Genomic DNA, 24,842 nt, shown 5'->3' on the forward strand with positions numbered 1-24,842 from the left:
CCTGTCACCAACTAGTTTGATAGGAAATTGCCGCCTCCACGGGATTCTTGGCACTCATGATACCGGACATGACGGCTATCCCTTTTATGCCAATACCTTTAATCTCGGCAGTCTTGTCTGGAGTAATCCCCCCAATTGCGATCACTGGAATGGATATAGTAGAGGCGATAGCTTTCAGCTCCTCCATTCCTCTGGGCTTCAGACCATCTTTTGACTTTGTACTGTATACGTGTCCATAGAGCAGAAACGATGCCCCATCTTGTTCCGCTTCTACTGCCTCCTGATAGGAATGGACCGATTTTCCAACTTGCAGACCGGGGAAGAATCTCCTAACCTCAGTAACACCTAAGCTATGATACGCCAGCTGTACGCCTCCAACTCCGAGTGTATGGGCCACATCCACCCTGTCATTGATGATGAGCTTCTTAGGAGAAATTCCACTATGAATCAATCTTTCTACTATTTGATATAAATCTTTTGCTGGTCGATTCTTTTCCCTAACATGTATGTGGTCCACATGGGAATGAATCGAGCAAAGAATGGATACCAGTTCATCATCTGTTCTTTTTCCATCTGTAATAACATGCAGCGTCATTTCCAACACCCTTTTTTTCTTTTATCTCAAATAAAGACTAGTGTTGATACTTAAGAATCTAAGCAATAGGCGAAGACTCCTCGAAAATGCGAGCATTTTCTTCGTGCGATGTATCGCTGCCACAGCCTTCCTTGTCCTGCGGGAGGCAGCTGTAGGCTGGAGACCCCACAGGGCAAAGCCCGAGGAGGCTCCAGCACCGCCCCTTGGGTCGCTGCGCCTAGTTCGGAAATCAACAGCGGTATTTAATGGCGCCTTTCCATAAAAAAACCACTCTTCGCGTAAGAGTGGTTTTGTCTATCAATGGTATGTACTTTCCTCATCCAAAATAGAACGGCTCCACTTCCCTACGCTGGTATTAACCAGATCAGGTTCGAAGGGTCTGGAAATCGTTCTTTCCATCTCAGTCACTTATGACTCCCCTAGTGATAAATTTTCAATTGACACTTTCATTTTAACACACGATTACGAATCTTCAAGAAATTCATTCTGACCTACCTGTAACGAACATCGGAAATCGAGAAAATCGGCAGGTAGTCGGCAGCAGCAAAGCCTAACATAAACACGCATATAAAAAGGGCGACAAACCATATGTCTTTTTTTGAAAATCCCGTCCTATAATAATAGGTCCGTTCCTTCTGCCTACTAAATCTTTTCGCCTCCATCGCCACCGCTACACGATGTGCCCTCCTGATGCTCTGGGATAAAAGGGGAATGCTAAAAAGCTTTATCTTATTAAAAAACGCAGCCACCACTTTTTTCTGCTCCACCCCTCTAACCAAATAAGCATTTCTTAATGTGAGATACTCCTCCAACATGATGGGCAACAGTCTTACTCCAGCCATGAATCCATAGGCAAACTTCGGAGGAAGCTTCCCTTGCTGCATCAAGGAATAGAATAGCAGCACAGGCTTTGTGGTAAGCGCAAAAATCAGGCCGCAAAAAGCAAACACCATCGAACGAAGACCTAGATGTACCCCCCTGAAAAAGCTTTCTTCGGTCACATGAATGAGTCCAAAGCGCAACAGGGTGGTATCCCCTTTTCCAAACATGATCATCGCAAGTGAACTTGTAAGAAAAATGAACAAAAAAGGCAGGAGAATCAACATTTTTATTTTTACAGGGTACCTTATTGAACCTAGAAAGACCAACAGGAATAACAGGGTCACATAAGTAATGACATCCACATTATGAATGAACATGATGCCGATAAAAATAAGCAGCATGATCAGGAGCTTCAGGCTTGGATTCACCCCATGCATCCATGATTGTTTATTAGTTAGCGCTAACTGCATGCTTCTCTCTCCTACTCTCAAGCTTACTGCAAAGTTCTTTACCCGGGACCTCTTCTTTTACTTTCCCATTCTCCACCACCCACACTCTATCCGCGAAATTCTCCGCAATATGAAGATCATGCGTGACCATGACAATGGATACTCCTGCCTGTTTCATTGAGTACAGCCATTCCAGCATTCGAAACGTATTTTTGCTGTCCTGCCCGAATGTCGGTTCATCGAGCAGGAGTACTTCTGGTTCGTTGATGACTGCAGCTGCGACACTGAGCCGGCGCTTTTGACCCATTGAGAGCTGATAGGGATGCTGAGTTTTCAGATGCTGAAGCCGAAACCTTTGCAACAATTCCTCGACCCGCAACGCTACCTCCTCTTCCTTCTGCTCTTTCCAACGCAATGAGTATGCGATTTCCTCATAAACGCTGGTGGTGACAAATTGGAACTCCGGATTCTGAAAGACAAAGCCAATACGATTAGAAGGAATGCCTTTTACAGCCTTGCCATCCAAGGTATATACACCTTCCGTTTTGACCAGCTGCATCAATGACTCCAGCAAGGTGCTTTTGCCAGCGCCATTTTCGCCTACAATAGCTATCCACTCTCCGCGATGGATAACCTTACCCTCTACCTCGATCTTTTTCTCTCTTCCCCTATAACCAGAAAAACCGTCTAAGGAAATAATAGGAAGCTGTTCGGGTTCTATGGAAACTATGTCAGCCTCTTTCTCTCTTTCCTTCAGATAATCCTCCCACACTCCCGGATACCAGATCCCATATTTCTTTAAAAGTGGAATATGATTCTGAAAGATGCTGGCTGTTGGACCGTCCGCCACGATACATCCTACCTCATCAAGCACCACAATCCGGTCCACATAATCGAGGAGGAGATCCACCTTATGCTCCACAATAATCACCGTTTTTTCTTCGTCTATTCCCTTTATCGTATCCCAAACCTGCTGCGTCCCTACTGGATCCAGCATGGCGGTGGGCTCATCCAGAAACAATACCTCCGGCTCCATGGCAAGAACGGACGCTATCGCCAAACGCTGTTTCATACCTCCTGAGAGCTTCCCGATGCTTGTATGTATATCATCGAGATCCAATCTTACTAGTTCCAGGAGCTGACGAATTCTCTCGGGCATTTTATCTCTTTGAACCGCCAGATTCTCCAGAACAAATGCCAGCTCTTCATCAACATATGGCATGCAGAATTGGGTATCGGGATCCTGGAAAACATAGCCCCAGGAATTTGGAGCCACCCTATCCCTGGCAACCATCGGGACATCCAGCACCTCCGGAATCAAGCCTGACAGCACCTGAAGCAGGGTCGATTTGCCACTTCCTGAAGGCCCAAGGATCAGAACTTTTTCCCCCTTTTTTACAGACAGGGAAAAGTCATGGAACAACTGCCTGCCCTCTGGATACTTCAATCGTAAATCTTCCAATAGGATGATTGGCTCCATATTTACCTCCTTTTTACTGTCTCAAGGAATCGTAGTCCTCTTTGCTCGCAGGACGCAATAAACTCGTGACTCCTGTTGCTTCCAACGCTTTTACAAGGATATAGGCAAGTACTCCAGATAAAAGGATGGCTCCGATGATACGGAAAGAAATCAACAGCGTCACATTCCACCACACAAAATCAAACAGGTAGCCTCTGAACAAGTCCATCAGAAGAGATCCTATTGCAGCAGCAACACCTGCAAGTGAAACAACCATCATGTCAAAGCGCTTATAGCGGAAGCCCATGAATACAGCCTCTGCAAAAATCCCCTGCACCACTCCATAAACAAGTACCATCAAACCATACTCCGAACCGACCAGAAATTCACCCGAGGCAGCAGCCACTTCCGCCAAGAAGGCGACACCTGCTTTTCGGATTAGCAGATAGGCAACAGAAGCTGCAATAAACCACATACCATAGGATAACTCCTGGATCTGCAGTCCCAATGGGGTTAAAAGGCTGTAGATTGGTCCCCAGATTTTATAGACGATTCCAAACACCAATGAGATCACAATAGTGACAAGAATATCCGTCAATTTTAGTCCCTTTTTCATTTTCCTCATCCCTTACGCGTTTATTTGTATTTCCACTACCGGCCACTTTTCCAAGGTATAGGCCATCTCCCAGAAGGAATATTCATAATGGCTGCTGATGATAAAATACTCCATCATTCTTTCCCGTTCTTCTTTCGTCGCTTTTTCCGCGAGCTCATCCAATCTATTAATCTGTTCCTCCACAAGTTCTCGGAACCACTCCCCACCATAGGCGGCAATCCACTCCTGATAGATCGACTCGGCAGGTGTGGCATCCTTCAGCCTTTCACCAATCTCGTAATATAGCCAATAGCATGGAAGCAGGGCTGCAATGACTTCCCCAAGACCCCCGGTAAGAACGGCACGGTACATATGGGAGGTATAGGCGTGTGCAGTAGGTGCTGCTTTAAAGCTTACTTTTTCCTCCTCTGATACTCCCAATCTCTTGGAAAAGTTCTCATGCAGAGACAATTCCGCCTCGTACGTACCTTGTGCGTGGGCAGCCATCCTGGATGTAGTATGTAGATCGAACGCTTTGGCTCCTGCATATGCCTGGACTCTTGCAAAGTGGCTTAAATAGTAAGCATCCTGCAGCACGTAGTATTTGAATGACTCCATTGACAAAGTACCATCGGCTATCCCCGTTACAAATGGATGGTGAAAGCTAGCCTCCCAGATAGGATCTGCCTTCATGCGTAATTCCTGTGAAAATTTCATTCCTCTTCCTCCTGTCCAAATCTTTTTTTGAAAAAACAAAAAACCACCTTCCTCGCTTACGCAGGAAAGGTGGTTGAGTATATTTCACAATTCTCTTCCACTCGAAATAAAGAGATGGAGAGCTCGACCGACCACTTCCCTACGCTGGTGTTAACCAGATCAGGTTCTAAGAGTCTTAGAGTCTCACTCTAATCTCAGCCTTTTGAAGGCACCCCTAGTGGTAGAAAACTATAAAGTTAATGAATAAGGTGGAATCCTTTTTCTGATACCAATCTTATATCAGCTTTCTCCGGTTTGTCAAAAACTTTTTAATTTCCGCTGACTTCGATTGGACTTTTATCCTTATTTTTACGCCCAAACCATCTACGTTTCTTCTTGGATTTTTTACCGAAGCCATCCAGCAATTCATAGACAACCGGAACAACAATCAGGGTCAGGGCGGTGGAAACGGTCAGCCCTCCGATTACGACAACGGCCAAGCTCTTTGATACTAGGCTGCTGGCACTTGCATGACTGAAAACAAGCGGCATCATCGCGGCGATAGTCGTAACTGCTGTCATCACGATCGGACGCAGTCGGGTTGCACCTGCTTCAAGCAATGCTTCTCGTGTTGCAAGATCCCGTTGTTTGTTTTGAATGACTCTCTCCAATAGCACAATCGCGTTGGTTGTCACGATTCCAATCAGCATCAATGCGCCGATCAGTGCATTCATATCAAGCGAGGTTCCCGTCACGATCAATCCGATTACTCCACCTACCACTGCAAGCGGCAGCGAGAATAGAATGGCGAATGGAGCACGAGCTTCACCAAATGTAATGACCATGATCAGATATACAAGCAGAATGGCTATCCCCATCATCTTGAATAGGTCCATAAAGGTTTCCTGCATTGATTCGGTGACACCGGCTACAGCCACATTCGCTCCATCAGGAAGGTCAAGATCCTTGATCATCGTATCTACCTCAAGACCGATTTTTCGGACATCCTCTCCCACAATCTCTGCTGAAACCTGTATCGTTTCTTCCCCGTCCTTGTGGAAAATCTGCGTTTTAATATTCTGCTCTTTAACGGTTGCTACATCCTTAAGTTCCACTAGACCTGCCACAGGGGAAGCAAGCTTCAGGTCAAGTAGCTCTTCTTGTGAATCCAATCCATTGTGGTTGTATTTAAAGGTTGCTGGGAGTCTTTCCCCGGCTACTGTCACTTCTCCCATCGGTGTTCTGGCCAAAGCCATTTTCACTTGTTCCCCGATCTGTTGGGCTGACAATCCCGCTTTTTCGGCTTCAGACTGATTCACTTCCACCTTCCACTCGGACTGCATCTCTTCATAGTTGGAAGTGACTTTATCCAAGCCCTCTATATCCTTCAGCTCTTGCAGCACCATTTCAGCTGCAGCTACCCGCTCCTCTTCATTGGCAGCTGTTACATCGATTTGGATCCCGCTTCCGCCAAATCCACCAAAGGAATTTTTCATGGCTTCCACTTCGACCGCATTAAAGTTCATTGCCTTCTCTTTTGTTTCCTCGATAAAAGCGTCCACATCTTTTCCTTTTTCAAACATGACGAAAAACGCTGCGACATTCGATTGTGTTACCTGGCCAAATTCTGCATCCTCCTGGGCCATCCCCATACGAAGCAGCACTTGGTCCGCTTTTTCTTCTTTCAAAAGCTCTTTTTCAAACAGAAGCGCGTTTTCCCTTGCCAGTTCAGGATCCATGTCCTTAGGGAAAGTAAGATTGACGCTTACTGCAGACTCCACCTCTGACTCCACATTGGATTGAGGAATCAGGAAATATCCGCCAATGGATGCAAGAAATATCACGAAAGAAGCTGCAAGGACAATGAATTTATGAGACAGGGACCATTGCAGGACTTTCTTATATCTCAATGCTGGTTTTTCCTCCTGCTGCTTCACTTTCTTCAACAGCATAAAGCTCAGCATCGGTACTACAGTCAAAGCAACCAGCAAGGAAGCCATGATGGAATAAACAACCGCCAAGATCATAGGAAGGACAAACTCACCAAGCGAGCCTGATACAAATCCTACCGGCAGGAACACTGCAATAGTGGTAAGGGTTGACGCGGTAATCGCCATTCCCACTTCTCTGGTCGAATCGATGACAAGCTCTTTCGAAAGTTTTTCAAGCTTCAGTCTTCGATAGTTGTTTTCCATGACCACGATACTATCATCTACAAGTCTACCAACAGCGACCGCCAATCCCCCAAGGGTCAGAATATTCAAGCTTACCCCTGATTGTTTTAACAAAAACATCGTTATTAGTATGGAAAGCGGTATGCTAACGATTGCAATAAAGGTTGTTCGGATATTTCTTAAGAACAATAGGATGACAAATGTGGCCGCTATCGCTCCGATTCCCACTTCACGTGCCATTCCATATACTGCACTTTCCACTTCGGCTGCAGTGGAGAAGAGCATGTTTATATTGTAATCGGGATATTCCTTTGCCAACTCTTCCAGCTTCTCATCCATTGCCTTACCAACATTTACAGCATTTGCACTTGTTTCCTTAGTAACAATAAAGGCTAAACCATCAGCACCATTCAAACGGGTAAGCGCCTCATAGTATTGATTGATCGATACTGCTGCGACGTCGCCCAACTTGACATCGGGAGCAAGCATAATCGCTTCAATGTCACTCACATCATCGATTTCCCCAACCACTCTCACTGCGGTAGAGGAGCCATCCACATTCAACTGGCCGGATGGAACCGAGATGCTTTTGCCTTGAAGTGCCATCATTACCTGCATAGCAGTCAATTGCTTCTCCTCGAGGCTTGCCGGATCTACTTCAATCAACAGCTCTGTGCTTGATTGACCGTACAGAGAGACAGTGGATACTCCTTCAACCTCTTCCATTTGCGGCAGGATTTTTTCTTTGATTACCTGTTCGTCTTCAAGTGTCATTCCCTCATCTGTTTGAACCCCGATCTGCGCAATCGGAATCATCGAAGTGTTCAACAGGACAACAAAGGGCTTCATCGCCTCCTGTGGCAATGGCAGCTGATTGACGATCCTCTCCACCTCTTGATTTGACTCTTTCAGATCTGCTTCGTTATTAAAATATATATCTATTCTTGAAAGTCCTTCGCTAGTGGAAGAGACCATCTGCTCCACATTCGCAAGTTGCTTCAAACCGCTTTCAATCGGTTCTGTTATCGTATCTCCCGTCGTTTCCGCATCCATCCCCTGTGCAATCGTCGTCACCGTGATCACCGGATTATCGACGCTAGGCAAAAATTCGACTGGCAGCTTCGTAGTGGAATAGACCCCCATAACCGAAACCAAAAATACCATAATAATGATTGCCGCTCTGTTTTTCAATGAAAAGCCGATTAATTTTTTCATCTCACATATCCCCTAAGAATTTACTGGTTTTTTCGTTCTTTTCTAACTATATCGTGGCATTACGTTTACTAGTGTTAAAACTTCGTAAAATCATCCTTTCTCTTCCAACCGGGTGTCCCATTGGATATTTTAACATCATAAGAAAATTATGGAAATATTTATTTTCAAAATAAAAGATGCTAACCGAAGTGGATAACACCTTTTTCAACTTCCTCAAACCGAGGCTGATTTTTCAAGAGCCTCTGGCGCTTCCTCTTCCTCTTCTGAATGTTTTGGAAGGGTGGCCATGTAGAAAAATGAGACAAAAAGCAGACATCCACCTACCAACACATAAATCCCTTCGACACTGACAACTTTCTGGAAAGTCAACGCGATAATTCCAAGAGTGATGGACTGCGAAAGCATCATTACAGGCGTAATCCACCCCTGCACCCGCCCCATCATTTTCGGATCTACGATTCTTGGAAGCCAACCCCCAATTCCGATATTCACAAATGGCAGACTTAATCCAACAAGTGCACTGAATGCCAAGTAGTAGAATACCGACGTGCTATACCCCGAGGCGATAACAAATGCTCCAGAAACCCCTACGCCAATGATTACCATTTGATAGAGCTTCAGCTTTTTGGCAAGCATGGAAGCTATGATACTGCCCAAAAGCACCGAGATACCAAATACAATTCCTACAATAACCATGATTTCCTCATAATTGTCCGGCGCCAGTTTATATTTCAAAATATACGCAGGCATGACAGACATCCCTCCGTTCACAATCCCGAAAACAAAGAATCCGATGATCAAATAGACGAGCAATGGGCTTTTCAGGATATAAAGGAGCCCATCCTTAAAATCCTTTGCTACAAATTTGATGTTGATCTCCTTCCACTTGTGAGTACCATTGGGAAGACGCACTGTCTCGGAAAGCACACACGCTCGGATTAAAAGTGCACTGACGATATACGTGGCGAAGTCCACTATGATTGCGCCTTGTAGTCCGATGGTCCAGTAGATGAAGATACCCAGAGCATTTCCGAAAAGCATGAACAAACTGCTGGTCATCTGGTTTAATCCTGCTGCCACCGTATATTCATCCTTGGAGAGAATTCCTTGTATCATCGCACCTTGCGCCGGATAGAAGAATTTTGAAACCGCACTGCGCAAAAACAATAGGGCAAAAATCAACGGCATCCAATCTATGTAGATGGCACCAAGCAAACCAAGTGACAGGATAGCACAGATCCAATCACTATTGGCAGCGATCTTCTGCCGGTCCATCCTGTCTGCCAGCACCCCGACCAGGAAAAATACTGCCAGGGTAGGCAAGGAGTACATAAGCTCCGTAATGGCCGCGTAGAAGGGCTTTTCTGAAAATCTATCCAACAGGTAAAGCATAAAAGCGGCAATTCCAATTATATTCCCCATCTGCGAAGTAAATGCTGCCAGAAACAAAAGACTGTAATTGCGATTTTTAAAGATTTGCACCATGTTTTTCATCGAATTATCCCTCACCATCATCTTGTTATCTAGCATCATTTTACCTTGATTAGTAAACATTGGTAACGGACTTACGGGTAATTTTCTATCGGTCTCAAGGAGGAGAGCAGGGTAGTGACGGAGGCTTACTTTTATGGATAGTCGGGGGTGAGGAAGGAGTGTGATTCTTCCGTCACCTCCAAGTTTTTTCTGGGTGGCGGTACGAAAGGGTCAGTCTTGTTCCGTCACACCCATGTATTTTGCTGGGATGGAGTATGAAAGGGTGGGTTTTGTTCCGTCACACCCATGTATTTTGCTGGGATGCGGTATGAAAGGGTAGTCTCAATCCATTGCCGTTAAATAAAAAACGCCCGGCAATCCAAAAGGATTACCTAGCGTCATTTTAAGGCTTCAACAATATTTTCCCGGTACTTTTTCTGCTCTCCAAAAGCTCGTGGGCTTTAGCTCCATCACTTAGGGAAAAAACATTCGGCTCCGCAATTTCCAACTGACCCTCTGCGATCCAGGAAAACAGCTGGTTCGAACGTGTTACCCTCTCTTCCCGTGAAGTCAGCACATTCCAAAGGTCTCCGCCTGTGAGGGTCTTAGAGGTATCCATCAGCATCCTTGGATCGACAGGTTCCGGATCGCCGCCTGCCATTCCAAAGAACACAACCGTCCCGCCAACTTTTGTTGCTTTAAAGCTTGATGCCAAGGTCGAACCGATTGACTCGTACACCACCTCAACGCCTTGCTCCGAAGTTGCCTTTTTCACGTCTGCCACCCAATCGGAACCATACAAAAACACATGGTCCGCACCTGCACCCTTTGCGATAGCCGCCTTATCCGCAGAGGAAGTCAATCCGATTACCGTGCCGCCAAGCAGTTTAGCCATCTGGGTCAAAAGCTGACCGACTCCACCCGCTGCTGCATGCACCAGAACTGTGTCCCCTTTTTTAACAGGATAACTGTCGTGCACAAGGTAATGTGCCGTAAGTCCTTGAAGTAAAACGGCAGCAGCCGTTTCACAAGAAATCTTATCAGGAAGAGGAATTGCTTTCTCGTAAGGTACTGCCACAAATTCCGCATTCGCATATGGGACATCTGCAAAGCCTATTTTGTCACCAACCATAATGTCCGTAATAGCGGCTCCAACTTCTGAGACCACTCCTGCCCCTTCATATCCCAGAATATAAGGCGGCTCACCTGCAAGATGGTAGTTGCCTTTTCTACGATAGATATCAGCAAAATTCAAACCAACCGCTTCCGTCTTAACCAAAATTTCATGATCACCTATTACAGGGTCCGGTATTTCCCTGTAATTCAGAACATCCGGACCGCCAAATTTATCAAATACGAGTGCTTTCATTAGAGGTTCCTCCATTTCTATTCAAAATTCCAGCCTGCTTCATTGTCCAATATACTATCTTGATGACTTTGGATGCAAAAAACTTGTTCTCACCCATTTGCCTTTTTAGCAATGGCTGAGGCTCGCAAACTTAAAATGCCAAGTCCTAAATCAGGGACTTGGCACTCATTCTCAATAATCAGTGGTTAATCGTCATCATCATCGTCGTCTTTTTCCTTCTTCTTCCCGCGATCTTTCTTATCTTTATCTTTTTTCTTTTCCTCTTTCTTCCTTTCGCCCTGATTGTCAGAAGATCTTTGAGACTCTTCTTGCTTCTTAACAGGCGCTTTCTGTTTTCCAAAAGCAGGTAGATTGAAGGACTCCACCGGCTCATCCTTCAATGCTTCACTCACTACCTGCTGGAAAATCTTCGCAGATGGACTGCCGGCTCCTGAAACAATCGGAAGGTACAGATCTTCTGTAGGCTTATCGAATCCAATCCAGAAAGCCCCGACCACTTGTGGCGTGAAGCCAGCAAACCACTGGTTGGAGGTGGCTTTATGGTTATCATCCCTTGTCTGGGTGGACCCGGTCTTTCCTGCCACTTCTCTGCTTTGAATGATGGCGTTCTTCCCGCTCCCTTCCTCCACAACATTTTGGAGGATATAGGTCATTTTCTCTGCTGCTTCCTTGGAGACGACCTGCTCTTTTTCACCTTCAAAATTTGCAACTGCATCGCCGTCTCCCGTTTCGATTTTCATAATGGCATGGGATTCGACAAGCTCGCCCTTATTCGGGAAAATGGTGTAGGCCTCCGCCAGATGCTTAGGTGCGATTCCTTTGTCAAATCCACCAAGAGCCAGGGCTGCAAGGTTATGGTCATTTTCCGTGATCGGCAGATACAATTTTTTTGCCGCTTCAACACCAGTTTTGATTCCCATTTCATGTAATAGGGAGACTGCCGGAACGTTATAGGAGTTCAGCACAGCGTCGTACATGGAAACTTCCCCACGGTAATCAAGTGTGTGATTCAGCGGCTTGTATCCGTCTATATCGATAGGTGAATCATTTAACATATCATACATATCATAGCCCTTTTCCAGAGCAGGCGTATAAACCAATAATGGCTTCACCGTGGAACCGGGCTGCTTGGCGAGTCGTGATGCCCGGTTGAAATCCCGGAACTTATAGTCTCTTCCACCGATTAGTGCAAGAATCCCACCTGTCTTGGGATCCATTAAGATTCCACTGCTCTGGGCCACTTCCCCATTAGGTGCCGTCGGGAAGTTGGCTGGGTCGGCATACACCTTTTCCAAGGCTTCCTGTGCTTTAGGCTCAAGGGAAGTGTAGATTTTGTACCCACCTGCCAATAGCTCACTTTCACTGATGCCATACATTTTATTGGCTTCCTCGAGAATGTAATCCATATAGCTTGGATATTTCCCTTCGTATGGGTCGACATTTCTCGTTTCAAGCTTCAACTCTTCCGCTTTGGCGGCTTCGAGTTCTTCGAGGGTAATAAACTTTTGATCATACATCAGGTGCAGGACCAGATTTCTTCTTTCGATGGAACGGTCCGGATTATTCAACGGTGATAAGGCTGAAGGTGCTTTAATTAATCCGGCAATGGTGGCAGCTTCCGCCAGTGTCAATTCGCTTGGATCCTTTGCAAAATAAACGGAGGCTGCATTCTTGATTCCCCATGCTCCCTCACCGAAATAGATCTGATTTAAATAAAGGCTGATAATCTGATCCTTTGTGTAGGCCTTTTCCACCTTCTTGGCCAGGAAAAACTCATCAAACTTCCTTTTAAATGTTTGTTCATGTGTCAAAAATACATTCTTCGCCAGTTGCTGTGTAATGGTACTTCCGCCCTGTACGACTCCCCCTGCCTTGATATTAGAGGAAAACGCACGGAGTGTACCAACAAAATCGAACCCGTCATGTTCATAAAAACGATGATCCTCCACCGCTACGACAGCGAGTTTCATCACATCCGGAATATCCTCACTCGATACTCCCTCTATTTTGCTTGCAGTCAGTTTACTCGCAACTTCACCATGACGGTCAAAGATTACAGTCGCCTGAGGCAAAGGTTCTGTCAAAGCACTGACATCCCTTGTATTAATATATAATTGCATCCCTAGCAATACGATTAGCACGAATAACCCAGCCATTAAAAACAAGGCTCGCAGGCTGACCTTTTTCTTATTTCTTTCTACTCTCTTCGCCATAAGAACCCCCTATTTCACAACAAAAATCTTTACAGTAATTCGGAGCATCCCCAAATTTTTTTAGGGTAAGCACACATAATTCCACGCTTCATCCATTAGAATTAAATACGACGGAACCCTGTAATACCTCTATTCTCCATAACTTGAACATTACTTCTTACCCATTTTACAAGAAGTTGAACCACAAAAATAGAATTCTAATAATTGCGCGAATTCAAATTCCCTTGACTACCCTTCTTTTCACCCACTATAATGATGAACAATTACCTTAATGAATAAGTATAAAGTGCTACTCGTATAATCTTGGAGATATGGTCCATAAGTTTCTACCAAACTGCCTTAAACAGTTTGACTACGGGATGGAGCAAATACTATATGTATGTTTTCGGCAAAAACCTACTTTTTATGTAGAACGGAAACAAAAGATAGCCTCTTTGCCACTTCTCTATTGTCAAACTCCAGGATTTTTATGGAGTTTTTTATTTTTTATTGGAGGAGATTGAAATGAATACAACCAACCTGACAAATCTTGTCAAAGCTTCTGCAAAATACACACCCGCTGACCTTGTCATCAAAAACGGGAAAATCGTTGACGTGTTCAATCTCGAAATCATCGAGGATAATGTAGCAATAAAAGACGGAACGATTATTGGAATAGGAGACTACGAAGCTATAGATTACCTGGATGCCAAAGGAGCGTATATATGTCCCGGTTTCATTGATGGACATGTCCATATGGAATCCTCGATGGTTCACCCTTTTCATTTCACCAATACTTTAATTGAACATGGCGTAACCACCATCATCACCGATCCTCATGAAATTGCCAATGTCAGCGGGGCAACCGGCGTGCAGTTCATGATTGATGCAACCAAGGATTCATTGGTGGATGTATTTTTCATGCTGCCTTCCTGTGTCCCTGCTACACCATTTGAACAGAATGGTGCCACTCTGCAGGCAAAGGATCTGGCACCTTTTTACGAGAATGATAGGGTCTTGGGACTGGCTGAAGTAATGGACTTCCCAGCTGTCAGGGATGCCGATGAAAAAATGATGGAAAAGCTGACGGATGCTTGGAATGAAAGAGCGCAGATTGATGGGCACGGTGCAGGCTTAACCGAAACGGGAATCAATATTTACCGCAGTGCCCAGATAAAAACGGATCATGAATGCGTTACTGCAGAGGAAGCTTTGGCCCGAATCAGGCGGGGGATGTATGTCATGATACGGGAAGGCTCTGTTGCCAAGGACTTGAAGGCACTGTTACCTGCTGTTAATAATCGAAATGCAAGGCGCTTTTTGTTTTGCACGGACGATAAGCACCTCGACGATCTTGTAAAGGAAGGAAGCATCGACCATAATATTCGGCTCGCGATTCAAGAGGGAATGGATCCGCTGCTTGCCATTCAATTGGCCACATTGAATGCAGCTGAATGCTTCTCCCTTCCCCAAAAAGGTGCTGTCGCGCCAGGCTACCACGCGGACCTTGTTTTAGTAGGGGATCTGAATAATCTAGAAATAATAAAAGTCCTGAAACGCGGAAAACTAGTAGCGGACCCTTTAAAGGGTTTATCGAGAGTTCCTCATTCCGCGCCTAATGAACTCACAAATTCTGTTCACATCAAAACGTGTTCAAAGGAAGACTTGAAACTGCCTGTGGATGGTTCAGTACCTTGCAACATTATTGAAATTATCCCTAACAGCCTTGTCACCAACCATATAAAGGAAACGGTACAAACAAGTGCAGGGGAATTCGTTCCATGCACAGTGAATGATCAGCTGAAGCTGGCAGTAGTCGAAAGGCATAAAGGTACCGGAAAATTGGAATTGGCATAGTGAAAGGACTGCAATTAAAAAATGGAGCGATTGCATCCACCGTTGCCCATGACTCTCATAATATAGTAGCGGTTGGAACCAATGACGATGATCTCCTTGTTGCCATTCAAACACTTGAGGATATACAAGGAGGATTGGTAATTGTATCGAAGCAAAAACCAATTGCCACCCTGCCTTTGGAAATTTCCGGATTGATGTCAGAGCAGCCTTTGGAGTACGTTTTAGAACATTTAAATAACCTTCATCGCACATTAACAGAAATAGGGATGGAGCTTGATTTCAATCCATTTGTCACCCTCTCATTTCTGAGCCTGCCTGTTATTCCTGCACTAAAGCTCACAGAATCAGGATTGTTTAATGTAACAGAGTTCAAACATATCTCCATTCAGTAGTTTTTTCACAAAAAATATCTTCTCCTCCACTCTTGGTCTACGTTTAAAAGTCTAGTTACAGGGTACTTAATTTACAAACGACCAGATTAAAAAAAGGAGAGGAATAACATGCACTCGTTCAACAATATCCTCATTGCATATGATGGATCAGAGGGAAGCGTCAAAGCTCTCAAGCTTGGCATCGACATGATGAGAAGACTCGATACAAATATTACAGTTTTGCAGGTATTGGAGGAAAAAATGACGGGAGCCCCCATTTCATCAAGGCAGCCTGAAGTCATGCCTGTCGGAGGATTTGGACTCGAAGGTATGAATATGTACGCTAACAATGTCAAAGAGCGTGTCCCAACCGACCGCCCTTCACAGGCTACCAACAATGATCCGACAGAGGAATCAGCCATGGAAATACGGGAACTATTGGCACAGGAACGTGTAGAAGCACCTGTTGAAGTAATGTTTGGAGATCCCGCCAAATCCATCTGCAAGTTCGCCGAAACGCAAAATCATGACCTGATCATTATCGGGAGCCGCGGACTAGGTGGTCTAAAGAAACTTATTCTCGGCAGTGTCAGCGATAAGGTCACAAATTCCGCCACCTGTCCTGTACTTGTTGCAAAATGATAAACGGCTGAACCAGGTCTTTCCTTCTGGAAAAGACCTGGTTTTTTTGTGCTTTCAAACGCCACTCTTCACCAATCCATAGGCTAACGCATACCGTATATAGATGCTACACGAAAGGAGATATCCCTATGTATCCATATAGACAATTACCTGGAATGCCTCCGATATTCGGACCAGGATCCGGGCAAGGGCAAGGTGGAGGATTTGGACCTCCAGGACAAGGGCCGGGCGGATTCGGACCTCCAGGACAAGGGCCAGGCGGATTCGGACCTCCAGGACAAGGACCAGGCGGATTCGGACCTCCAGGACAAGGGCCAGGCGGATTCGGACCTCCAGGACAAGGACCGGGCGGATTCGGACCTCCGGGACAGGGAGGCGGTCAGGGTGGACCTCCACCGGGACCTCCACCATCTTCCCCTCCACCGGAAGCGATGGGTTATGGTGCAGGTGGACCTACTGCACTTGCAGTCGATCCGGGATCGATGTGGGGATGCTTACGTCGTTATACCTGGGTTAGACTGAATAACGGGGAAGGCTTCTGGTTCTGGCCTACCTTTATCGGCAGAAGATCTGTAGCCGGCTACCGCTGGTGGTTCTTCACTTGGGTATACTTCGGTATTGATACAAACAGAATCAGATCATTCCAGTGTTTCTAAGAATTTTATTGAAATGAAAACTCGACAAAAACACGCCACGATTCATATGTGGCGTGTTTTTGTTATCCTTGAATTTTCTTGGCATGGATATTTACTTCCTCGTCGTTTTGTTTCATCTTGTTGACCATATTGTGGAAGGCGCTCCACTTGGACAGTTTATCAATGGCTTCTTCTTCTGATTTTACTCCTGTGACACGGAAAGAGGTGTCGTTCACAAAGACTTCATAGGCAGGCTGAAGTGCCTTTTGCTCTTTCCGCTTCTTTTCCCGCTCCATATGCCGATTGATCCTGCTCACGCTTTTTGCATCCTTTTTTAAGGAGGATCCGTCCTCGGCATATTTAGCCTTTTCCATTAAACTCTGATTCTTTGTCCGTAATGTGTTTTCACTCAAGGAAATACCCTCCTCATTGTTCTCTTGCTGTCGCTTTATGTGTATTACTTTGAGTTCTCTGATGTGCATTGACCAGGCGCTGCGTATGCCCGATGGCACGATGCTCAGCATGGGACTTGAATAGAGCTTGTCTTTTTTCAAGCTTCTTCTTCAATCTTCTTTTCACATCAATTCCTCCCTCATCTCTTACTTTTACTTACCCCATATCGTTAATCTAAAACATGGAAATTGCTTTTTTGGATAGTTCGTTGTAGGATATGTTTATAACCTAACGAACGGTAGGTAGTAAAAAACAAGAAAGGTGCCGATAAATCATGCCCCCTTCCACTTACGATAAAATAAAAAAAAGTGCGCTCCAACTTTTTGCCCAAAGAGGATACTATGGTACCTCTCTTAATGATGTTGCCAATATGGTGGGAATTAAAAAGCCCTCCCTCTATGCGCATTTCAAGAACAAGGATGAACTATATAAAACTGTCATTATTGAATTGGTGGATGTATTTACAAGAAAAATCACCATGACTTATCAAAACGCCCATCATCAATCAACCAGAGAACAATTGTTTGGAATGGTAATAAGCATGGTTGATTTTTGGAAGGATGAGGAGCTTGGGCTTCTTTACAAGCGCTCGATGCTTTTCCCGGAAGAACAATTTCAAGAGCTGACCCATGAACAATTCAAACAGAGTGAAGCACATACAACCGAGATTCTAAACCGGATATTCATCGAAGCCATCCGGACAGAACAAATAAAGGAGCAGGAGATTCTACCATTGATTGATGCCTTTTATTGTTTAATAGATGGGCTTTTCGTTCAACGTTTTTTTTACCAGCCTGAAGAATATGAAGCAAAAGTTTTCCATGCTTTTGATCATTACTGGAAGGGAATACATCAAGGAGGAATATAACATGCATTGGGTCTTCATCTTTATAGCGGGACTACTTGAAATAGTTTGGGTGCTTGGACTGCGCTTTTCCAACGGCTTTACGGAGCTGGTGCCGAGCGTGGTTACGATTACAACCCTTGCGGTCAGCTTTTACCTTTTCTCCAAATCTTTGAAGTTTTTGCCGATAGGAACCGCCTATGCCATTTTCACCGGCTTTGGTGCAGCAGGGACAGCAATTGTCGGAATACTTTTCTTTGAGGAGTCTGCTGGTGCTTCCAAGCTTTTTTTTATAGGACTGATGCTTGCAGGCATTATCGGATTGAAACTCACGACTCCTGCAGAAGTTCAAGGGGAGGAAGGATAACATGGCTTGGATTTATTTGACGATAGCAGGATTTTGTGAAGTTGGAGCCGTTCTTTCGCTTAAAAAGGCGGAAGGATTCAAGCGTCTCCTACCTTCTATCCTCTTTATTGTAATTGGAATGATGAGCTTTTACTTTCTATCGCTTTCACTGAAGGAAATACCGATGGGTACGGCCTATGCCATCTGGACAGGTATCGGTTCGGCGGGGAGTGTTCTTCTAGGGATGCTTCTTTTCAAGGAATCAAAAAGCATCATTCGCATGCTCCTGCTTTCGATGATTATCATCGGGGTGGTGGGATTGAAAATAACCTCGTAGTGACAAGAGAAGGACAACAAAAATTCGAAAAGCCACTCCGGGGAGTGGCTTTTCAATTAATCCATTTCTTTTTCAGGTATTTGTGTACTGCTGTCCTCTGATTTCGCAACAACGTAGGCCGCTACTGCATCACCTGTAATATTAACAGCTGTTCTTGTCATATCAAGAAGTCGGTCAATTCCTAGTATTAATGCGATACCCTCAACTGGAAGGTTTACAGATTGTAAAACCATCGCCAATAGGATAAATCCAACACCAGGTACTCCCGCGGTCCCGATACTTGCTACAACCGCCAGGCCGACAACCGTAAGTAATTGCGTAAGTGACAGATCAATTCCATACACCTGTGCAATGAACACTGTTGCCACCCCTTGCATGATTGCCGTTCCGTCCATATTGATTGTCGCACCAAGCGGCTGAACAAAACTGCTGATACGCTTTGGCACACCTAGGTTTTCCTGGGCTACATCCATGGATACTGGAAGAGTGGCATTACTGCTTGACGTACTGAATGCAACACTCATTGCAGGTACAAAGCGTTTAAAGAAAGTGATCGGGTTTACTTTACCCAGGAATAATGCAGCTCCACCGTATGTTACGATAAAGTGGATTAACAATGCCAGCACTACTACCATAAAATAGGCGCTCATCGCCTTGATAGCATCGATCCCAAGGCCGCCCACCGCAGAAGCGATTAGCCCGAATGCTCCATATGGCGCCGTTTTAATTACAACATGCACAAGGTACATGACGATATCATTGGCTTGTTCAAAGAAGGTTTTGACAACGGATGCCTTCTCTCCCAACGCATTTATGGCAAATCCAAGGAAGACCGCAAAAGCGATGATTTGAAGCATTTCCCCTTTTGCAAGTGCTTCTACCGGATTTTTAGGAATAATATTCAGCAGGGTCTCTTGAACCGGAGGAGCTTCCTCAGGCTTTTGATCATCTGCAAGCTCTTCAACAAGCATATCTTCAAAGTTCCCTGCATTTCCAGGCTCGATGACAGAAGCCAATGTTAATCCAATAATAATGGCAATACAAGTCGTCACTAGGAAAAATGAAATTGTCTTAAGACCAATCGATCCCAATTTCTTTGTATCTCCCAATCCCACTACACCAAGAGTAATAGAGATAAGTACAATTGGAACAACCAGCATCGTAATTAAGTTAAGGAATATGGTACCTAATGGCTGAAATAGGAATTTATCAAATGGTTCGTATAGGCTTGGCGCATAGAGATTAATAGCCAGACCAACTAGAATACCTACGATAAGTCCGATTAGTATTTTTTTCGTGAGTGATAATTTTTTCTTTTTCACATGATGTTCCTCCCTTTTGCAATAGTAATATAATGTTTTTTTGAAGAAAATTACAGGAGATGTATGTAATTCACAAAAGGCGACTTTTTTCATTCTACGTCTAATATAATATTCTGTAAAGTGCGTTATGATAGATTTACTTATGCGCCATGTGTTATATTACAGAGATCAGGTACGAAAGTCGGGTTGTCTTCTTTTCAAATTTTTGATATAGTTAACAACGATTTTCTACTTTTATTTACCCATTAATTAAACTTTTATAGCATTCACAAATAGAAAAATTTTCATGCAGAAAGATGGAGGGGTTTTCGTTGAAATTACTTTGGAGAGTTATGGTGGCAATATTTGTTCTAATTGCAGCAAAAGTGGCCATCGATTCCTATCAAATCATCAAGGTAGCCGCCGCTGCAGATCACGTAAGGATCGATCCTGCCCTATACTTCAACCTGTCATACTTAATTTTCGGCTTTATCGGACTGATGTTTTTCTCTGACATATTCAAGAAATTCATCAATAAAAGAAACAACCAGTTGAAGTTTTAATCCACAAAAAAAGCAGGCATGATGCCTGCTTTTTTTGATTTGGCTGTGTTAAAGACCGCTGTTGATTTCCGCACTAGGCTGCGCTTTCCGCGGGCGGTCCGGGAGCCTCCTCGGCTTCGCCTGTGGGGTCTCCCCTGTCCCTTCCTCGAAGCCACTGAAAAAGTGCTCCTATAGCTAGACAAACCTAAATTTTTTAAGGCTTGTCTAGTTATTTTATTTTATAATAAAAGTACTAACTTTAGGTGGTGTGCTTATGTTAACGAACCAAGAAGAATTCGCTTTGAGTCCCTATGCCAAGATTTATGACTTAGTAGTACCGAAAGATAACCTACTAAGAAGAATCAACGGAATTGTGGACTTTTCCTTCATACACGAAGAACTGAAAAATAAGTATTCCCTCGATAACGGACGTAATGCCATACCACCAATCAGAATGTTTAAATACTTATTGTTAAAGGTAATTTTCGACCTATCAGATGTAGACGTGGTGGAGCGCTCAAAATATGATATGTCATTTAAATTCTTTTTAGATATGGCTCCAGAAGAATCCGTAATCAACCCTAGCTCACTCACCAAATTCCGAAGACTTCGTCTTAAGGATATGGAAATTCTAGATATGTTAATTGGAAAAACTGTAGATATCGCAATCGAACATAATCTTATTAAACAAAACATAATCTTTATCGATTCTACACATACAAATTCTCGTTATAGATCTAAAACAGCTAAGCAATATCTTCAGGAAAAATCAAAACTATTGCGCAAAGCTGTCTACCAAATTGATGAAAAAGCAAAAAAAATATTCCCTGAAAAACCAGTAAGTAAAGATTTACAAGCAGAATTAGACTACACGGAAAATTTAGTAGATGTCTTAGAAAATAATCCACAATATTCACAGATCCCTGCAGTCAATGAAAAGCTAAACCATTTAAAAGAGGCATTTGAAGATTGTAATCACCAAACTCATTTCTCTACAGATTCCGACGCACGGGTTGGACATAAATCGGAAGACCACTCTTTTCTTGGATATAAAACCCACCTAGCTATTTCTGACGAAAGAATTATCACTGCTGCCGTAATCACATCAGGAGAAAAAGCCGATGGTAAATACCTAAAAGAACTAGTGGAGAAAACTAACCAGGCAGGGATGAAAGTAGATGCAGTAGGTGGAGATACCGCTTACTCCGGGAAAGATAATTTGATTTATACTCATAAAAAAAACATAAAACTTGTAGCGAAGCTGCATCCGGTCATCACAAACGGCACCCGGGAAAAAGAAGATGGTTTTGTATTTAATAAAGACGCAAACCGATTTACTTGTCCTGCTGGGCACTTATCGAAAACGAGTGGACTGATAAAGAAAAGGGGAACAAACCGTAACGATCAACTAAAATATTTCTGGAACGTTGAGGTTTGTAAAGCTTGCCCGATTCGTCGAGGGTGCTATAAAGAAGGAGCTAAGTCGAAGACCTACTCCATCCCTATAAAATCAAATGAACACTTAGTACAAGAAGCGTTTCAACAGACAGATGAATTCAAAGAACTTGCCCGCTCAAGATATAAAGTTGAAGCAAAGAATAGTGAGTTAAAGAATAGACATGGGTATGAAAAATCAAAAGCCGCAGGTCTATTTGGGATGCAAATTCAAGGTGCCACTACGATATTCGCAGTAAATTTAAAACGAATAGTTAAGCTAATCGATGAAAAATAAATAGTAAGATAGGGTGAAATGTGAGCTTAATTGGGTGGCAATTGCCAATTAAGCTCTTTTTGTTTAGTTTTTTAAATAAAATTCAAATAATAAACTCGTTTTTCAGTGGCTTCCCCTTCCTCCCGCAGGAGTCTTCGCCTATTGCTCCAATCAACAGCTAGATTCTTAGAAAATCAACACTACTCAATAACAGAGCCTTTGATTTAATCCACTTCACGTCCTCTGTACGCTTCATAGATTTCAAACCATTGCTGTCTGGATAGAGAAAGTTCTGTCGACTCTACCGCCGCTTTTACCCGCTCAATTTTCCCAGACCCTACAATCGGAATGATTTTTGCAGGATGAGCTAACAGCCATGCATACAACACTTGATCGATCGAGGCAGCCCCAATCTCTTCTTTTATCTGTTCAAGCACATTTCTGACTCTGACGACACCAGCTTCCTGGCTTGTGAAAATCGAACCTCCCCCAAGTGGCGACCAGGCCATCGGAGACACTCTCTCCTGCTGGCACAGCTCAATGGTTCCAGCTTCGAAATGCTCCAGATGTGTGGCAGAGATTTCGATTTGATTGGTCACTAACGGGAAATCCAAATAGGAGTTCAATAGCTGATAAGCTGCAGGTTTGAAGTTCGATACTCCAAAGCTTTTCACTTTTCCTGACTCCTTAAGAGCAGTGAAAGCTTCTGCTATCTCCTCGGGGTTCATGAATGGATCCGGTCTATGGATGAGCAGTAAATCTAGATACTCCGTTCGGAAGTTCTTTAATGATTTTTCAACCGACCACATGATATGCTCTTTGCTTGTATCATAGTACTTGATTTTATGCTCCGGTCTATTGGATGAAATAAGCTTGATGCCGCACTTGGTGACCAGCTCCATTTCATCTCTCAGAGAGGGTTTGAGGGCCAAAGCTTCACCAAATTTTCCTTCCACCATATAATTCCCGTAAATATCGGCATGATCGAACGTCGTCACGCCCATTTCCAGACACTGTTCCATAAAAGAGAGTGTTTGCTCGTTCGTATAGTTCCATTCCTGCAATCTCCACATCCCATGGACAATCCTGGAAATGGAAACCTCTTTAGACAGGTGTATCTTTTCCAATTATCATCACTCCTTTCCTTCTTCAAAATGGATTATACTAGGTTGCCGGAGAATTTACCAATTTAATTGAGAGAAGGATTCCCTTAAAAAAACAAAACTTTTTTCCTATGTGAAGCATGTAAAGATATACATCTGTTCTACTAATGATTAGAATAAAGATAGATAAAAATTGACAAAAAGTGAGGATACTACCATGCCTACAGCAGTACACTATAAGATCGGGAAGAGAATGCTAGAATCAGAGATTGAACTATCAGAAAGAATATTGAATGAAATAAGGCTTGCTTATCCTGAAATTTCGGAATACCGGGATCCACATCATCAGGCAGCAATAAAAGAAATCTTCCAGACTCTTATCAAATTTATTGGGAAGTACGTGCAGGACCCGGTAAATACATTATTGGATGAGGCAAAAGACTGGGGTGAATCCGTGGGAATCATGTCTGTTCAGGCTGGCGGCTCCTTGGAGAATGCATTATCCAATATGACGCTGTATAAGCGGGCACTATGGACCTTCATTCAGGAGGAAGGTGCCAAAGAAGGCATTCACCTTAATCAACTTACTGAAATTTTCATCCACATTGATGAGATTTTCAATATCATCGTCTACGGCTTCAGCCATGCATTCACAGTTGCATCCGAACAGAAGATACAGGACACCAGGACTAGCTTCATAAGGCTTTCCATCCCGATCGTGCCACTTTTCGAAGGTCTTGCGGTTCTGCCTTTAGTTGGGGAGATCGATGAGCTAAGAGCAAGCATATTGATTGAAGAGACTTTGCAGAAAAGCAAGAACTTGTCCATCAATAAGTTGATTGTTGACTTTTCAGGCGTATATAATTTGGATCAGACGGTAGTGCACACTTTAGATCTGCTTATCCGTTCCCTGAAGTTAATCGGGATTACACCGATCATTACCGGGTTACGACCGGAACTCAGCCTGCAATTCATCTCCACTGGGGTGAGTTTGACAGATATCCAGATTACAGGGTCCATCGAACAAATTCTCCAGGATTTCCAATTGAACAAATAGGAGCCGCGCTTATTGCAGCTCTTTTTTTATTTTTTGATTGTAATATACTTAAAGATGGATTATGATAGATTTATCACAAAAACACAAAATACAGTTATTTGAATATATAAAATAACTATATATAGTATTATTGCGAAAAAGGTGTCTTTAACAAGACTTAATAGGGAATCCGGTGAAAATCCGGGACTGTCCCCGCAACTGTAAGTGCTGACGAATTGAATCACCACTGTATAAGTAGGCTTAACGGCTCTTATATGGGAAGGGTCAATGTAGGAAGAAGCACAAGTCAGGAGACCTGCCTTTTCGAACTAGTTTCTTATTCTTCGGGAGTTGAGATGATGAAACGGTGCTAGAAGCTTGCATGAATCAATACCCCTTCTCTATTGAGTTGGAGGTATTTTCCATGTCGTATTCTAATATCGTTTGATCCACTCAATCCTGGGTGGATTTTTTTTATTAGGCTCTTTTCGTAAAGTTTATTGCTTATGTCCGTAAAAAATCGGCATTTGGATTTTTTACAGCATATTTCCCTGTATTATTCAAAAGAAAATAATTCTACTACATGGGAAAAGAGCACGAAAGCAAGTAATGTTACGTGTTTGCG

21 protein-coding genes, 1 pseudogene and 4 riboswitches are annotated in these 24,842 nt (G+C 43.7%); of the genes and pseudogenes, 9 read left to right on the plus strand and 13 right to left on the minus strand.

What is annotated here, in order from left to right; all coding sequences use genetic code 11:
* Nucleotides 1-4 precede the first annotated feature (4 nt).
* The 9 genes from tenI to ABN702_RS14205 form a co-directional block, all read right to left on the minus strand.
* Complete coding sequence (gene tenI, locus ABN702_RS14165; protein ID WP_417897456.1) at nucleotides 5-595, minus strand: thiazole tautomerase TenI; 591 nt, start codon at nucleotides 593-595, stop codon at nucleotides 5-7.
* Nucleotides 596-919: 324 nt separating this feature from the next.
* Nucleotides 920-1,026, minus strand: a riboswitch (TPP riboswitch).
* Nucleotides 1,027-1,086: 60 nt separating this feature from the next.
* Nucleotides 1,087-1,887 carry an energy-coupling factor transporter transmembrane component T family protein gene (locus tag ABN702_RS14170; RefSeq protein WP_417897457.1) on the minus strand — a complete coding sequence of 267 codons (801 nt, stop codon included), beginning with the start codon at nucleotides 1,885-1,887 and terminating at the stop codon, nucleotides 1,087-1,089.
* Nucleotides 1,868-3,346 (minus strand): ABC transporter ATP-binding protein, encoded by a 1,479-nt coding sequence (locus ABN702_RS14175; protein WP_417897458.1) that lies wholly within the window; start codon nucleotides 3,344-3,346, stop codon nucleotides 1,868-1,870. The genes ABN702_RS14170 and ABN702_RS14175 overlap by 20 nt, the downstream gene beginning before the upstream one ends.
* A gap of 13 nt (nucleotides 3,347-3,359) precedes the next feature.
* Complete coding sequence (locus tag ABN702_RS14180) at nucleotides 3,360-3,950, minus strand: ECF transporter S component (RefSeq protein ID WP_417897459.1); 591 nt, start codon at nucleotides 3,948-3,950, stop codon at nucleotides 3,360-3,362.
* A 3-nt stretch (nucleotides 3,951-3,953) separates the two neighbouring features.
* Nucleotides 3,954-4,637 carry a thiaminase II gene (gene tenA, locus ABN702_RS14185; RefSeq protein WP_417897460.1) on the minus strand — a complete coding sequence of 228 codons (684 nt, stop codon included), beginning with the start codon at nucleotides 4,635-4,637 and terminating at the stop codon, nucleotides 3,954-3,956.
* Nucleotides 4,638-4,756: 119 nt separating this feature from the next.
* A riboswitch (TPP riboswitch) is annotated at nucleotides 4,757-4,863 on the minus strand.
* 82 nt (nucleotides 4,864-4,945) lie between these two features.
* Nucleotides 4,946-8,005 (minus strand): efflux RND transporter permease subunit, encoded by a 3,060-nt coding sequence (locus ABN702_RS14190; RefSeq protein WP_417897461.1) that lies wholly within the window; start codon nucleotides 8,003-8,005, stop codon nucleotides 4,946-4,948.
* 213 nt (nucleotides 8,006-8,218) lie between these two features.
* A complete protein-coding gene (locus ABN702_RS14195; RefSeq protein ID WP_417897462.1) occupies nucleotides 8,219-9,499 on the minus strand; it encodes an MFS transporter in 1,281 nt (426 codons plus the stop codon).
* A gap of 382 nt (nucleotides 9,500-9,881) precedes the next feature.
* A complete protein-coding gene (locus tag ABN702_RS14200; protein WP_417897463.1) occupies nucleotides 9,882-10,847 on the minus strand; it encodes a quinone oxidoreductase family protein in 966 nt (321 codons plus the stop codon).
* Between the two features lie 185 nt (nucleotides 10,848-11,032).
* Nucleotides 11,033-13,060, minus strand: a complete 2,028-nt coding sequence (locus ABN702_RS14205) for a transglycosylase domain-containing protein (protein WP_417897464.1) — start codon at nucleotides 13,058-13,060, stop codon at nucleotides 11,033-11,035.
* A gap of 273 nt (nucleotides 13,061-13,333) precedes the next feature.
* Nucleotides 13,334-13,435: riboswitch (purine riboswitch) on the plus strand.
* Between the two features lie 129 nt (nucleotides 13,436-13,564).
* Between ABN702_RS14205 and ade the strand changes: the two are divergent.
* The 3 genes and pseudogenes from ade (at nucleotide 13,565) to ABN702_RS14220 (ending at nucleotide 16,565) form a co-directional block, all read left to right on the plus strand.
* Nucleotides 13,565-15,288 (plus strand): annotated as a pseudogene (gene ade, locus ABN702_RS14210) (adenine deaminase).
* Between the two features lie 108 nt (nucleotides 15,289-15,396).
* Nucleotides 15,397-15,909 carry a universal stress protein gene (locus ABN702_RS14215; protein WP_417897465.1) on the plus strand — a complete coding sequence of 171 codons (513 nt, stop codon included), beginning with the start codon at nucleotides 15,397-15,399 and terminating at the stop codon, nucleotides 15,907-15,909.
* Nucleotides 15,910-16,037: 128 nt separating this feature from the next.
* The gene (locus ABN702_RS14220; protein WP_417897466.1) at nucleotides 16,038-16,565 is read left to right on the plus strand and encodes a hypothetical protein; all 528 of its coding nucleotides are present in this window, start codon (nucleotides 16,038-16,040) and stop codon (nucleotides 16,563-16,565) included.
* Between the two features lie 62 nt (nucleotides 16,566-16,627).
* On the opposite strand, the gene ABN702_RS14225 is transcribed toward ABN702_RS14220, so the two are convergent.
* Together ABN702_RS14225 and ABN702_RS14230 are read right to left on the minus strand one after the other, a co-directional pair.
* Nucleotides 16,628-16,957, minus strand: coding sequence for a hypothetical protein (locus ABN702_RS14225; RefSeq protein ID WP_417897467.1), 330 nt, complete (start codon nucleotides 16,955-16,957; stop codon nucleotides 16,628-16,630).
* Nucleotides 16,958-16,970: 13 nt separating this feature from the next.
* Entirely contained in the window at nucleotides 16,971-17,123 is a 153-nt protein-coding gene (locus ABN702_RS14230) for a hypothetical protein (protein ID WP_417897468.1), read from the minus strand.
* A 148-nt stretch (nucleotides 17,124-17,271) separates the two neighbouring features.
* Between ABN702_RS14230 and ABN702_RS14235 the strand changes: the two genes are divergently transcribed.
* Genes ABN702_RS14235 through ABN702_RS14245 form a run of 3 tightly spaced genes read left to right on the plus strand, consistent with a single transcriptional unit; the run spans nucleotide 17,272 to nucleotide 18,524 of the window.
* Nucleotides 17,272-17,865, plus strand: a complete 594-nt coding sequence (locus ABN702_RS14235) for a TetR/AcrR family transcriptional regulator (protein ID WP_417897469.1) — start codon at nucleotides 17,272-17,274, stop codon at nucleotides 17,863-17,865.
* A 1-nt stretch (nucleotide 17,866) separates the two neighbouring features.
* Nucleotides 17,867-18,208 carry a DMT family transporter gene (locus tag ABN702_RS14240; protein WP_417897470.1) on the plus strand — a complete coding sequence of 114 codons (342 nt, stop codon included), beginning with the start codon at nucleotides 17,867-17,869 and terminating at the stop codon, nucleotides 18,206-18,208.
* A gap of 1 nt (nucleotide 18,209) precedes the next feature.
* A complete protein-coding gene (locus ABN702_RS14245; protein WP_417897471.1) occupies nucleotides 18,210-18,524 on the plus strand; it encodes a DMT family transporter in 315 nt (104 codons plus the stop codon).
* A 56-nt stretch (nucleotides 18,525-18,580) separates the two neighbouring features.
* Here ABN702_RS14245 and ABN702_RS14250 read toward each other — a convergent pair whose 3' ends face one another.
* Nucleotides 18,581-19,846 carry a dicarboxylate/amino acid:cation symporter gene (locus tag ABN702_RS14250; RefSeq protein ID WP_417897472.1) on the minus strand — a complete coding sequence of 422 codons (1,266 nt, stop codon included), beginning with the start codon at nucleotides 19,844-19,846 and terminating at the stop codon, nucleotides 18,581-18,583.
* Nucleotides 19,847-20,157: 311 nt separating this feature from the next.
* Here ABN702_RS14250 and ABN702_RS14255 point away from each other — a divergent pair, with 311 nt between their 5' ends.
* On the plus strand, nucleotides 20,158-20,388 hold the full coding sequence (locus ABN702_RS14255; protein ID WP_417897473.1) for a hypothetical protein: 231 nt from the start codon (nucleotides 20,158-20,160) through the stop codon (nucleotides 20,386-20,388).
* Between the two features lie 253 nt (nucleotides 20,389-20,641).
* Nucleotides 20,642-22,099 carry an IS1182 family transposase gene (locus tag ABN702_RS14260; protein WP_417897474.1) on the plus strand — a complete coding sequence of 486 codons (1,458 nt, stop codon included), beginning with the start codon at nucleotides 20,642-20,644 and terminating at the stop codon, nucleotides 22,097-22,099.
* A gap of 203 nt (nucleotides 22,100-22,302) precedes the next feature.
* Here ABN702_RS14260 and ABN702_RS14265 read toward each other — a convergent pair whose 3' ends face one another.
* Entirely contained in the window at nucleotides 22,303-23,205 is a 903-nt protein-coding gene (locus ABN702_RS14265) for an aldo/keto reductase (RefSeq protein WP_417897475.1), read from the minus strand.
* A gap of 193 nt (nucleotides 23,206-23,398) precedes the next feature.
* Here ABN702_RS14265 and ABN702_RS14270 point away from each other — a divergent pair, with 193 nt between their 5' ends.
* On the plus strand, nucleotides 23,399-24,238 hold the full coding sequence (locus ABN702_RS14270) for an STAS domain-containing protein (protein WP_417897476.1): 840 nt from the start codon (nucleotides 23,399-23,401) through the stop codon (nucleotides 24,236-24,238).
* Between the two features lie 122 nt (nucleotides 24,239-24,360).
* A riboswitch (cobalamin riboswitch) is annotated at nucleotides 24,361-24,556 on the plus strand.
* Nucleotides 24,557-24,842: the final 286 nt, after the last annotated feature.

This window comes from Bacillus haimaensis (genome assembly GCF_048270625.1).
GTDB classification, from domain to species: Bacteria; Bacillota; Bacilli; order Bacillales; family Bacillaceae_I; genus Sutcliffiella_A; species Sutcliffiella_A haimaensis.